This window comes from Streptomyces sp. NPDC050842 (assembly GCF_044456565.1).
Classification (GTDB): domain Bacteria; phylum Actinomycetota; class Actinomycetes; order Streptomycetales; family Streptomycetaceae; genus Streptomyces.
Genome location: NZ_JBITGA010000002.1, coordinates 656,519 through 669,075, shown reverse-complemented (window position 1 = coordinate 669,075; position 12,557 = coordinate 656,519). Strand labels below are relative to the sequence as shown.

General features: G+C 72.1%; 7 protein-coding genes. 4 read left to right on the top strand and 3 right to left on the bottom strand.

From position 1 onward, the window contains the following. Positions 1–26: 26 nt before the first annotated feature. The gene (locus ACIBG6_RS08200; protein WP_399221754.1) at positions 27–3,383 is read right to left on the bottom strand and encodes a S8 family serine peptidase; all 3,357 of its coding nucleotides are present in this window, start codon (positions 3,381–3,383) and stop codon (positions 27–29) included. Between the two features lie 482 nt (positions 3,384–3,865). Then, entirely contained in the window at positions 3,866–4,768 is a 903-nt protein-coding gene (locus tag ACIBG6_RS08195; protein WP_399221753.1) for an NAD(P)-dependent oxidoreductase, read from the bottom strand. Between the two features lie 314 nt (positions 4,769–5,082). Between ACIBG6_RS08195 and ACIBG6_RS08190 the strand changes: the two genes are divergently transcribed. Beyond that, the gene (locus tag ACIBG6_RS08190; protein ID WP_399221752.1) at positions 5,083–8,991 is read left to right on the top strand and encodes a Pls/PosA family non-ribosomal peptide synthetase; all 3,909 of its coding nucleotides are present in this window, start codon (positions 5,083–5,085) and stop codon (positions 8,989–8,991) included. 44 nt (positions 8,992–9,035) lie between these two features. Continuing rightward, positions 9,036–10,439: a M1 family metallopeptidase gene (locus ACIBG6_RS08185; protein WP_399221751.1), complete on the top strand. Its 1,404-nt coding sequence runs from the start codon at positions 9,036–9,038 to the stop codon at positions 10,437–10,439. Between the two features lie 28 nt (positions 10,440–10,467). Here ACIBG6_RS08185 and ACIBG6_RS08180 read toward each other — a convergent pair whose 3' ends face one another. Beyond that, complete coding sequence (locus ACIBG6_RS08180; protein ID WP_399221750.1) at positions 10,468–11,097, bottom strand: hypothetical protein; 630 nt, start codon at positions 11,095–11,097, stop codon at positions 10,468–10,470. A gap of 109 nt (positions 11,098–11,206) precedes the next feature. Here ACIBG6_RS08180 and ACIBG6_RS08175 point away from each other — a divergent pair, with 109 nt between their 5' ends. Together ACIBG6_RS08175 and ACIBG6_RS08170 are read left to right on the top strand one after the other, a co-directional pair. Beyond that, positions 11,207–11,836 carry a GNAT family N-acetyltransferase gene (locus ACIBG6_RS08175; protein ID WP_399221749.1) on the top strand — a complete coding sequence of 210 codons (630 nt, stop codon included), beginning with the start codon at positions 11,207–11,209 and terminating at the stop codon, positions 11,834–11,836. A gap of 21 nt (positions 11,837–11,857) precedes the next feature. Next, entirely contained in the window at positions 11,858–12,553 is a 696-nt protein-coding gene (locus ACIBG6_RS08170) for a 2-phosphosulfolactate phosphatase (protein WP_399221748.1), read from the top strand. The last annotated feature ends 4 nt before the right edge of the window (positions 12,554–12,557 follow it).

The following is a 12,557-nucleotide window of genomic DNA, read 5'->3' as shown; positions in this document are numbered from 1 at the left end:
ACACGAGACGCGTCACCAGGCCGACGTCACGTGCCGAGCCACGCGTTGTGGATCGTCAGCTTCGACGCGTTGCCCTGCTTGTCCGTGACCTCGGCGTGGAGCGCGACGCCCTTGTCCTTGGCGGGGGTCTTCACGGAGATCCTGCCGTTCTCGACCTTCACGAGCTGCCAGGTCTGCCCGTCGTCATAGCTCACGGACACGGCGAGCGAGGCCAGGTTCTTCCCGGCCGCAGCGCCCTGCACGGTCACCGGGACCAGGGCCGACGTGCCGGCCGGCGCGCGCGAGGTGAGGTCGACGGGCGGCGCGAAGCGGACCGTGGACACCGGAAGCGCCGTCCTGGCCGCCACCTGCTTCGAGCGGAACGTGAAGTCGGCGTCGACACGGGTGGAGACGGCGGCGACCGTCGCCGAGCGCTCCACGGACGTCGTCAGCCGGTACTCGGCGTCGGCGGAGTCGACCGTGAAGGGCTGATCACCCATCAGCGCGTCGTCGTTCTCGCCGACCTTGACGCCGTCGCGGTACAGCGTCGACGTGGCCGAGGTGTGCATCGTGAGACCCGCGTGGCCCTTGCCGTCGGCGAACAGCGGCAGGGAGCCGACGATCTGCTGCTCGCCGGTGTCCGGGTCGGGCGCGGTGCGGAAGACACCCATCCTCTCGCCGAGCAGCGGGCCGAAGACGCCCGTGTTGAACGTCTCCCGGTACGTCTTGCCGGCCACGTAGCCCTTCGGCCGGACCATCTCGTAGCCGGCCTCGAAGGTCGGGTAGCCCCACTGGTCGGGCTCGCCGTACTGGTTGAACTTGGTCAGCCACTTGACGCCGTCAGCGGTGGAGACGTGGAAGGTACGCGTGCCCGGAGCCGCCTGCCGCGCCGCGAACCCGACGCCCTGCGGCGCACCCGGCAGCTGCGAGTACGGGGAGGACAGCGTCGTCTTCCCGGGAGCGGAGGAGCCGAGGTCGACCTTGAGCGTGGCCAGCTCGTTCGCCTTCACGTGGCGGGAGTAGCCGGTCGCGACCTTGCTCACCTTCCCGCCGAAGGCCACCGAGTACTGCGTGATGGGGTCCTTGACGAGGTGCGCGTCCCAGGTCTGCAGGAGCGAGCCGTCGGTGATGGCCGGACCCTGGTGGGCGGTGCGGAAGCCGGTGAAGCCGCTGAGCACCCAGCCGCTGCCGACGCCGCCGAGCTCGGTCTCGCGCTCGTAGTACGCCCCGCTGTAGTCGACCTTGTCGAGGCCGGGCACGGAGACGCGTACCGGCTTGGTGGTGCGCGCGTCGGCGATGACGGTGGTGTCGCCGGTGACCTCCAGCTTCGGCTGGGCGATCCAGTCGGTGCCCTTGGTCAGGTCCGACGGGTCCTCGTAGACCGCCGTGTCCAAGGTGTACGAGCCCTTGGGCACACGCATGGTGTGCGCGCCCGGCTCGCTGTCGATCCGCGTCTGGACGTCCTTGGTGGCCGCGGAGACGCCGGTCAGGGTGCTGGTGAAGTTCTGGGCGTCGGCGCCGTCCCGGCCGAGGGTCCGGAGCGTGATGTCGTACGACTCCGCCTCGCGGACGGCCACCGCGGCGGTGCGGACGGACTGGCCCGCGCCCGTGGCGGTGACGTAGCCCGAGTAGGCCCCGTCGGCGTCGCCGATCCTGGTGTCGGCCGTCAGGTCGACCTCGGCCGTGCCGCCGGCGGGCACGGTCACCGTGCCGGCGCCGACCGAGAAGAACCCCGGGGCGGGCTTGCCCGCCGGGTCCTGCGAGGTCACCGAGAGGTCGAGGGTGACGTCGCTGCTGCCGAGGTTGCGGTACACGACCTTCCGGGTGAGGGGCTTGTCGTCGGTGTGCGGCCACACCGCCATGCCGAAGTTGAGCGAGACCTGCTCGGCGATCACGCTCTGCGCCAGCGCCTTGTCGACCTGGACGCGGCCCGAGCCCTGCTGGAAGGCGGTGTGGTCGCCGCCCTTGGTGGACGCGATGAGGGCGCCCTTGAGCTCGGTGGACTTCCAGTCCGGATGCCGCTGCTTCAGGATCGCCGCCGCGCCCGCGACGTGCGGGGTGGCCATGGAGGTGCCGTCGATCTGCAGGTAGCCCGGAGCCGGGTGCGGTGTGCCGGGACGCGTGTCGATCGTGCTGCCGGGGGCCGCGGCCGCGGTGATGGCGACGCCGGGCGCGGTCAGGTCCGGCTTCACGGCGCCGTCGCCGACGCGCGGGCCGACGCTGGAGAAGGGCGCCAGCCGGTCGTCCTCGTCGACCGCGCCGACGGTCAGCGCGGCGTCCGCGCTGCCCGGCGAGCCGACCGACGAGGCGCCGTCCTCGCCCTCGTTGCCGGCCGCGACGGCGAACAGGATCCCCTTCTCGGCGGACAGCCTGTTCACCGTCGCCTCCACCGGGTCGTCGCCGGGGCTGTCACCGCTGCCGAGGCTGAGGTTGACGACGTCGGCGCCTTCGGCGGCGGCCCACTCCATGCCCGCGATGACGGCGGAGTCGTCGCCGTAGCCCCCGTCGTCGAGGACCTTCCCGCTGATCACCTTGGCGCCGGGAGCGACGCCCTTGTACTTCCCGCCGGACTTGGCACCCGTACCGACGGCTATCGACGCGACGTGCGTGCCGTGTCCGACGCGGTCCACGGCGTCGGGAGACGCGGAGAAGTTCTTCTCGCCGACGACCTGGGAGCTGAGGTCCTCGTGGGTCTTGTCGACGCCGGTGTCGAGGACGGCGATCTTGACGCCGGTGCCGTCGAACCCGGACTCCCACGCCTTGTCGGCGCCGATCTGCCGGACGCTGCGGTCCAGGCTCGCCTTGCGCACCCCGTCCAGCCACACCTTGCCGATGCCGGCGCTGGTCGCGCGCAGGCCGCTCGGGCGCGGGTTCGTCAATGCCTCCCACACCCGGGCCACGTCGTCCTGTGAGGCACGGAGGGCGTCGGCGTTGATGGTGGGGAACGTACGCCGCAGCTGGGTGTCGCCGGCCGAACGCACCTCCGCCCGGGCCGAATCGGCTCCACGGTCGTACTGCACGATCAGCTTGAGCCCGTCGCGGTGGCTCTCGCGCAGCAGCGGATCGGTGAGCTCGTCGATGTCGAAGAGCCGCTGGTCCAGCTTGCCCGTGGAGATCAGGCGCTGCGCGTCGCTGGGCACCACCAGCGTGTGGCCCTTGGTGCGTTGGATCCGTACGGGTATGCGCTCACGGCCCTCGGCGGGCTCGAAGCCCGCCATCCGGCCCTTGGCGTCGACGACCAGTACGTCGCCCGTGATCAGCTGGATCCGCTGGTCGCCGTTGGGGCCTGTGGTGTCCGGAGTGGCCGTGGTGTGTGCGGCGATCGCCGTCACGGGGCCGGTCATGCCTGCCACGAGGGCCACCGATGTGGCCGCCGCGATGGTGAAGGCGCGTGCTCTGTGCACTTGTGCGCGCAAGTCTCCCCCAGGAGCTTGGGATGAAGTCGAGTGGTCGTCTCCAGCCATGGGCGCACTGCCGCCCGTCGCTGGTCAGCGCGGGGCGCACTGGCGCCCGCTGCTGGTCAGCGCAGTATGTGAGGGGAGAGGGGCGTGATCAACGGCGGTCCGTGCCTGAGCGTTCACGTCGCGTGTGTTCAAGCCATCTTGAGGTCCCCGAGTTTGATGGGGCGACGATGGCAGTGTGACGACCGTGTGACACCCGGGCGATGCTTCCGCGACAGCGGCGCGGGGCAACCCCTCCGGATCCCGGTCCGGACCGGGCCCTGCGCGATTTTCGGAGACGGGCACCGCGACGGCCGGAGCGCGTTCCTCCAATTGGCCCGTATCCGTACCCGGAGGGAACGGACCTTCCTCCGGGCAGTGGAGCCCCCCCGCCCGGCCGTTGTCCCGGGCGGGCGGGGGGCCTGGCCCGCGGTGTCCCGCGAGCGCTACTTCCTGTTCCTGAAGTGCTCGACCAGACGCGCGTAACTGTCGTCGGCATGCCCCGCTTCGACGGCCGCGTTCACGAGGCCGAGGGTGTAGCGGGGGAACTCGGCGTCGATGTTCCGCGCCTCGCTCTCGCGGACCAGGTCCTCGACGGAGGGCCGGTGGTGTCGGAGTGCTCCGTACTCCGTCGCGTACGCGCCGCGGTCGACCTCGCCGGCGATCATCGGGAAGGACGCCGACAGTGCGGCCAAGGACGCCTGGGCGTCGTCCAGGAAGCGCTTCACCTCGACGCCCTCGCTGGACAGCAGCGCGGCCGCGTGCAGGAATCCGTTGAGCGTGCCCCACATGGTGCCGTGCACGGCCATTCCGTACAGGGTCGGTACACCCGCGTCGTCCGAGACCAGGGTTCCCCGGCCGCCGATGAGCCGGAGCGTCGTCCGATGGCGGTCGTACACGGCGTCGGAACCGCCGTAGAAGATCACGGTGTCCGCTCCTCCGATGCCCGGAGCGATCGTCATGATCTGCCCGTGGAGGTACTGCGCACCTCGGCCGGTGGCCCAGTCGGCCACGGCCCTGACCTCCGCCGACGTCCCATCCGTCAGGTTGACCACGGCGCGGCCGGACAGCGCGTCACCCGACGCCTCCAGCAGCTCGCGGGCCGTGGCGCTGCCCTTCACGCTGACGACCACGAGCGAACCGGCCGCGACGGCTTCGTGGATGGTCGCGGCCCGCCGAGCTCCCTTCGCGACCAGGGCGTCGGCCCTTTCCGGCGTACGGTTCCACACCGTGGTCGGATGCCCGCCGGCCAGGAAGGCGCTCGCGAGCGTGAAGCCCATCTCGCCTAAGCCGATCACGGTCACGGGCACGGGCGGCTGAGCATCGGTCGGTGCTGAGGCAGTGGTCATCGACGTCATCCTCGATCAGGTCGTCGTGGCCCGGTCCGTCCGGGGCCACCCGCGGCGCTGCGCGGAAGCGCCACGCTAAAACCTCAACCGAACGTGAGGTCAAGGGCCGTCTCCGGCCCGGATGGTGGCGCGCTCGGAGCCCGCGACGGGCTGCCGCATTACCGCCCCTCCTCAGCCACGCGCAAGCGGTGCGACAAGGAAATCCCGGCCGGCGCACTAGACTGGCGGGCTGTTTGGCGCTGGATCGGAACAACCCGGGCAGACCCGGGCTCCTCCGGCGACCCGGACGTTCCGGGAGCGAGACGCGAGGGCCGATGTCAGCCACACCTGAGCGCGGTGAACTCACTCTGCTCGACGACGCGGAGACGTACGAGGAGCCCGGCAAAGCCGCCCGGTTCTCCGCCGGGCCCGCCGCCCCGCCCCGTACGCTCGTCGACATCCTCGACGCGACCGTCCGGGCCCACCCCGACGAACTCGCCCTCGACGACGGCACCACCCGATTGACCTACCGCGCGCTGGCCGCCGAGGTCGAGCGTCGGCGTCGCGACCTCGCCGCGGCCGGCGTCGGGCTCGGCGACCGGGTCGGCGTACGCGTGCCCTCCGGGACCAACGAGCTGTACGTGGCCATCCTCGCCGTACTCGCCGCAGGGGCCGCCTACGTGCCGGTCGACGCCGAGGACCCGGACGAGCGGGCCGAGCTGGTCTTCGGCGAGGCCGCCGTGCGCGCGGTGCTCGGCGCCGGACAGTCCGTCGAGGTCACCCGGGCCCCGGAGCCCGGCCACGCCCCCGCCGCCCGCCCCGGGCCCGAGCACGACGCGTGGATCATCTTCACCTCCGGCTCCACCGGCGTGCCCAAGGGCGTCGCCGTCGGTCACCGCAGCGCCGCCGCGTTCGTGGACGCCGAGGCCGCGCTCTTCCTCGCCGAGGAACCGATCGGACCCGGCGACCGGGTCATGGCCGGTCTCTCGGTCGCGTTCGACGCCTCCTGCGAGGAGATGTGGCTGGCCTGGCGCTACGGCGCCTGCCTCGTGCCGGTCCCGCGCTCCCAGGTGCGCAGCGGCGCCGACCTCGGCCCCTGGCTGGTGGAACAGGAGATCACCGTGGTCTCCACCGTGCCCACCCTGGCCGCGCTCTGGGAGCCCGACGACCTCGGCGAGGTCCGGCTGCTGATCTTCGGCGGCGAGGCCTGCCCGCCCGAACTGACCCAGCGTCTGGTCACCGAGGGCCGCGAGGTCTGGAACACGTACGGCCCCACCGAGGCGACCGTCGTCGCCTGCGCCTCGCTCCTGACCGGTGAGGAACCGATCCGCATCGGTCTCCCGCTGAACGGCTGGGAACTGGCCGTCGTCGACGAGTCCGGCGAGCCGGTGCCCATGGGTGGCAGCGGCCAGCTCGTCATCGGCGGCGTCGGTCTGGCCCGCTACCTCGACCCCGCGAAGGACGCCGAGAAGTACGCCCCGCTCGAGTCCCTCGGCTGGCAGCGCGCCTACCGCAGCGGCGACCTCGTCCGTGCGGAACCGGAAGGGCTCGTCTTCCTCGGCCGCGGCGACGAGCAGATCAAGCTCGGCGGCCGCCGCATCGAGCTGGGCGAAGTGGACGCCGCGCTCCAGGCCCTGCCCGGCGTCGCCGGCGCCGCCGCCGCCGTCCGCACCGCGCGCAGCGGCAACCAGCTCCTCGTCGGCTACCTCGTCACGCAGGAGGGCTGGGACCACGCGGCGGCGGTCGAGCGGCTGCGCGCCGAACTGCCCGCCGCCCTCGTACCGCTGCTCGCGCCGGTCGACGACCTGCCCACCCGTACCTCCGGCAAGGTGGACCGGGACGCGCTCCCCTGGCCGCTGCCCGAACTGGAATCCACCGGCACGGCCGAACAGCTCTACGGCACCGAGGCCTGGCTCGCCGAACAGTGGAGCGCGACCCTGGGCGTCGCCGTCACCGGCGCCGCCGACGACTTCTTCGCGATCGGCGGCAACAGCCTCGCCGCCGCCCAGCTCACCACCCGGCTGCGCGCCCGCTATCCGAGCGCGGCCGTCGTCGACATCTACCAGCGGCCCACCCTGCGCAAGCTCGCCCGCCACCTCGAAAGGTCCGCACAGGACGACACCGCGGCCCGGACCGTCGCTCCCGTCCCGCTCCGGACCCAGGTGACGCAGTCGCTCCTCCTGCTCCCGCTGTTCACCCTGGTCGGCCTGCGCTGGACGGTGGCGCTCCTCGGCCTGGGCAACGTCCTGCACATGTTCGGGCCCTACCCGTGGGCGCCCACCGCCTCGTGGTGGCTCGTCGCCGCCGGCGCCGCCCTGCTCTACAGCCCGCCGGGCCGGCTGGCCCTCGCGGCCGGTGGCGCACGCCTCCTGCTGCGCGGGGTCACGCCGGGACGCCACCCGCGCGGCGGAAGCGTGCACCTCCGGCTGTGGACGGCCGAACGCCTGGCCGAACACGTCGGCGCGACCTCCCTCACCGGGTCCTGGCTGGAGCGCTACGCACGGGCCCTCGGCGCCAAGGTCGGCCCCGACGTCGACCTGCACTCCCTGCCTCCCGTGACCGGCATGCTCAAGCTCGGACGCGGCTGCGCCGTGGAGTCCGAGGTGGACCTCTCCGGGCACTGGCTGGACGGCGACCGGCTCGTGATCGGCCCGGTCAAGGTCGGCGCGGGCGCGGTCGTCGGCACCCGCAGCATGCTCTTCCCCGGCGCACGGGTCGGCAAGCGCGCCGAGGTGGCCCCCGGTTCCGCCGTGACCGGACAGATCCCGACCGGCCAGCGCTGGGCCGGAGCACCCGCCGTCAAGCTCGGCAAGGCCAAGCGCAACTGGCCCGAGGGGCGCCCGCCGCGCGCCGTCCACTGGCGCGCCCTGTACGGAGCGGCCGGCTTCTGCCTGACGGCCCTGCCCGTACTCGCGGCCCTGCCGGCGCTGCTCGTCGTCAGCCTGTTCGTACCCGCCGACGCCACGCTCGCCGAGGCCCTGCGCGGCGCGCTGACGGCCGTGGTGCCGGGCGCGCTCGCCTTCGGTCTCGCGTACGCGCTGCTTCTGCTCGTCTCCGTGCGTCTCCTGAGCCTCGGGCTGCGGACCGGGACCCACCCCACGCACAGCCGGGTCGGCTGGCAGGCCTGGACCGTCACGCAGCTGATGGACCTCTCCCGGGAGACCCTCTTCCCGCTGTACGCCGGGCTGATCACCCCCGTGTGGCTCCGGCTGCTCGGCATGAGGATCGGCCGGGGCGCCGAGGTGTCCACGGTGCTCGCGCTGCCGAGCCTGACGACCGTGGGCGAGGGCGCGTTCCTCGCCGACGACACCCTGACCGCCCCGTACGAACTGGGCGGCGGCTGGGTCCGCATCGGGCACTCCGAGATCGGCCGCCGGGCGTTCCTCGGCAACTCGGGCATGACCGCGCCGGGCCGCAGCGTGCCGGACGACGGGCTGGTCGGCGTGTTGTCCGCCACCCCGAAGAAGGCCAAGAAGGGCAGCTCGTACCTGGGCCTGCCGCCGGTCAAGCTGCCGCGGTCCGCCGCCGCCGCGGACCGGAGCCGCACCTACGATCCGCCCGCGCGCCTGCTGTGGGCCCGGGGCCTGGTGGAGCTGTGCCGGCTCGTCCCGGTGTTCTGCTCGGCCGCGCTCGCCGTCCTGACCGTAGCCGCGCTGTGCGCCCTGGCCACGACGGACGGGCTCGGGATCATGGGGACGGCACTGCTCTCCGGAGTGGTCCTCCTCGCCGCCGGGGCGGCCGCCGCGGTGGTCTCCGTCGCCGCGAAGTGGCTCCTCGTGGGCCGGCACCGGACAGCGGAGCACCCGCTGTGGAGCGGCTTCGTGTGGCGCAACGAACTGGCCGACACGTTCGTCGAGGTACTGGCCGTGCCCTGGCTGGCCGGATCGGTGCCGGGGACCCCGCTTCTCTCCCTGTGGCTGCGTGGTCTCGGGGCCCGGATCGGCCGGGGCGTGTGGTGCGAGAGCTACTGGCTGCCCGAGACGGACCTGGTGACCCTTGGTGACGCCGTCACCGTGAACCGAGGCTGTGTGCTGCAGACGCACCTCTTCCACGACCGGATCTTGAGGACGGATACTGTGGTCCTCCGCGAGGGCGCCACCCTGGGCCCGGGCGGAATCGTCCTGCCCGGAAGCACGGTCGGGGCCCGCAGCACACTGGGACCCGCCTCTCTCGTGATGGCCGGGGAATCCGTCCCCGCCGACACCCGCTGGCTGGGCAATCCGATCGAGGCGTGGCGGTCCTGAAGGGGCCACGGCGTACGAGCACAGCGCAGGGAGCGGAAGCGGCAGTGAGCGGCCAGCGGACAACGGTGTCGGACCCGTACTTTCCGGCCAACGGCGATCCCCGATACCGCGTACACCGGTACGAGATCGCCCTGGACTACCGTCCCGGCCCCAACCGGCTGGCCGGGACGGCCCGGCTGAGCGCGATCGTCGGCCGGGCCCCGCTCACGGAGTTCGCCCTCAACCTGGCCGAGTTCAAGGTGGGCCGGGTCCAGGTGAACGGCCGGGCGCCCCACTACACCCACCGGGGCGGCAAGCTGCGCATCCGGCCGGCCAAGCCCCTCACCGCCGGCGCCGCCTTCACCGTGGAGATCCACTGGTCGGGCAACCCCAAGCCGGTACGCAGCCCCTGGGGCGGCCTCGGCTGGGAGGAGCTCACCGACGGTGCGCTCGTAGCGAGCCAGCCGGTCGGCGCGCCCTCCTGGTACCCGTGCAACGACCGGCCCGCCGACAAGGCCTCGTACCACATCTCGGTCAACACCCCGTCCCCGTACACGGTGGTCGCCGGCGGGCGGCTGCTGACCCGGACGACCAAGGCGTCCACGACCACCTGGGTGTACGAGCAGACCGCCCCGACCTCCAGCTACCTGGTCGGCCTGTCCATCGGCATGTACCAGACCGTGCTGCTCGGCGACCCCGGACTCGGCGGAGTTCCGCAGACCGCCCACGTACCGGCGCATCTGCTGTCGAGGTTCTCCCGGGACTTCGCCCGGCAGCCCGCCATGATGCGGGTCTTCGAGGAACTGTTCGGCCCCTACCCTCTCGGCGAGTACGCGGTCGTCGTCGCCGACGAGGAGCTGGACGTGCCGGTGGAGGCCCAGGGTCTTTCGCTGTTCGGCGCCAACCACGTGGACGGGGTGCGGGGTTCGGAGCGGCTCATCGCCCATGAGCTCGCTCACCAGTGGTTCGGCAACAGCGTGACCATCGGCGACTGGCGGCACATCTGGCTGAACGAGGGCTTCGCGAAGTACGCCGAATGGCTCTGGTCGGAGCGCTCCGGCGGTCGTACCGCGCAGGAACTGGCGGCCGCCGCACACCGGTTGCTGGCCTCGCAGCCGCAGGACCTGGTCCTTGCCGACCCCGGCCGCAAGCTGATGTTCGACGACCGCCTGTACCAGCGCGGGGGGCTCGCGGTGCACGCGATCCGCTGTGCGCTGGGCGAGGGCCCGTTCTTCCGCATGCTGCGCGACTGGGCCACCGCGCACCGCCACGGCGTGGTGACCACCGCGGGCTTCACCGCGCACGTGGCCCGTTACGCGCCGGAGTCGGTGGACGGCCTGCTCGCGTCCTGGCTGCACGAGCCCGCCCTGCCCTCGCTGCCGACCCTGCCGACTCCGCCGGCCACCCACCCGCCGATTCCGTCCCGGCCCGGGTACCCGCCGACGAACGGCGGGCCCGGGGTCGGCTGACCTCGGATCGGCGGAGTCGCCGGTTCGATCACACGGACGTCGACCGGCCGGGCGGCCCCGCGTGCGCCAGGAGGAACTCGGTCGCCCCGGCGATGGCCTCGGCGTAGGTGCCGTGGACGGCCTGGGACTCCTGGGTCCGCTCGTCCGCGCCGGTGGCGATGTACCACCAGGCGTCGGCGTCCGGGTCGTGGTGCACCACGGCGGAGCCGCCCGCGTAGCGGAGCGGGATGGGCTCGCCGGCGGACTTCTTCACCACCGCGTGGGGCCACTTGAGGCGGGCGGACTGACGCTTGATGCCGCCCCAGGCCGCACCCAGCTGGGCGTAGTTCGCTCCGCTGCGGCCGGCGACGGTGGCGGCGCTCTCCGCCAGTCGGTCGACGGACTGCTTGGCCTCGTACAGGGCCCGCAGCAGTGCCAACTGGACGTCGGGCGAGGCCATGAGCGCGGGGTCGAAGGGCTTGTCCGCGGCGCGATAGGCCAGCGCGCGCGTCGAGATCCGCTCGGCCAGCGCGCGCACCGCGTCATGAACCCTCTCGTCCATGGCGAACGCGTCGTCCTGGGTGGGCTCTTCCCAGGCGGGCTCCGTCAGAGTCAAGACGGTGGACCAGAAGTTCTCGTCGTTCTTGTCGGGAGTAGGGATCCCTGCCACATCGTTCATGCGACAAGTCTACCTGTCGAAGTGGGGTACGCGACAGGGATAGCTGTCGAGGGTGAGGGTGGTGGGAATTTCGATGGTTTCGATGCGAAGGTGCCCTTAGCATCCGCCCATGACTGAAGACACCGGGATCGCAGGCGACGAGTACGACGCGAAGGCCGGCAGGGAACTCGCCTGGCGTGCCCAAACTGTCGGTCTCGCGGCCCTCGACATGGACGACGCGGAGCTCCTGCACGGCTGGCGATCCGACCCCGTGACCGCTCACGAATTCGGGATCTGGCCGCGCTCTCTCACTGCGCTGCGCGAGCGCATCGAGCGCGACAGCGACAACGACGATCGCGACGACTATCTCGTCCTCCTCCCGGACGGCACGCCTGTCGGCCACATCGCGCTGAGCGGCCAGAACCTCGTCAACGGCACGGCGCAGGTCGAGCTGATGCTCGATCCTCGGCATCGTGGGAACGGCCACGGTACCGACGCCCTCGACGCTCTGGTGGACCTGGCGTTCGGCGAACTCCCGATGCACCGCCTCACCGCGGAGACCCACACCGAGAACGCCCCCGCTCTCGCCGTCCTCGCCAAATCCGGCTTCGTACGCGAAGGCGTCAGCCGCTCCGCCTGTCTCCACCGCGGTCGCCGCTACGACCTCGCCGTGCTCTCGCTCCTCCGCCCCGAATGGGAAGGACTGAACCGCCCTCGCGCCTGGGACGCCTCGGTGGGCGTTCGACGACCGCCCGTATGATCACCTGCCATCATGATCGGCATGGACGCTCGATTCCTCGGTATCGCTGATCTGGTCGAAGCCCCGTCTGTGGCGGTCGTGATCGACGTCATGCGCGCTTACACCGTGGCCGCCTGGGCCTTCGCCCAGGGGGCCGAGAAGATCGTTCTCGCCGAGTCGCTGGACGAGGCCCTGGCCCTCAAGGCTCGTCACCCGGAGTGGGTGGCACTCAAGGACGGTCCGCCCGCGCCCGGGTTCGGTGCCGTCAACTCACCGGGCCTGCTGCGCTCCGTCGACCTGGGCGGACGGACCGTCGTGCAGAAGACCACGGCAGGGACCGTCGGCGCCCTCGCGGTGAAGGACGCGTCGCTGGTCCTGTGCGCCGGCTTCGTGGTGGCGGAGGCGACGGCTCGGCTCCTGCGGGCACGGAAGAGCGACAGTGTCACCTTCGTGGTCACCGGCGAAGACGGGAAGGCCGAGGAAGATCTGGCGTGTGCTCAGTACATCGCTCGGCGGGTCACCGAGGCGGAGACGGACGCCGGCGAGTTCCTCCGTCGCGCCGCCGACTCACGCGCCGCCTTCGAGCTGGCGGAGGGGGTGCGTCAAGGAGCACATCCCGATGACATCGCCCTCTGCCTCGAACTCGACCGGTTCCCCTTCGCCATGGTGGCGGCCTTGGAAGGCTCCCTCATGGTCCTCCGCCCGTGCCCCGTGCCTCCCGACGGCCACGCCGGCTAGGGCC

Excerpts from the sequence above, each read along its gene's own strand:
- ACIBG6_RS08195 (WP_399221753.1), bottom strand. The coding sequence starts at position 4,768 with ATGACCACTGCCTCAGCACCGACCGATGCTCAGCCGCCCGTGCCCGTG.
- ACIBG6_RS08190 (WP_399221752.1), top strand. The coding sequence starts at position 5,083 with ATGTCAGCCACACCTGAGCGCGGTGAACTCACTCTGCTCGACGACGCG.
- ACIBG6_RS08180 (WP_399221750.1), bottom strand. The coding sequence starts at position 11,097 with ATGAACGATGTGGCAGGGATCCCTACTCCCGACAAGAACGACGAGAAC.
- ACIBG6_RS08175 (WP_399221749.1), top strand. The coding sequence starts at position 11,207 with ATGACTGAAGACACCGGGATCGCAGGCGACGAGTACGACGCGAAGGCC.
- ACIBG6_RS08170 (WP_399221748.1), top strand. The coding sequence starts at position 11,858 with ATGGACGCTCGATTCCTCGGTATCGCTGATCTGGTCGAAGCCCCGTCT.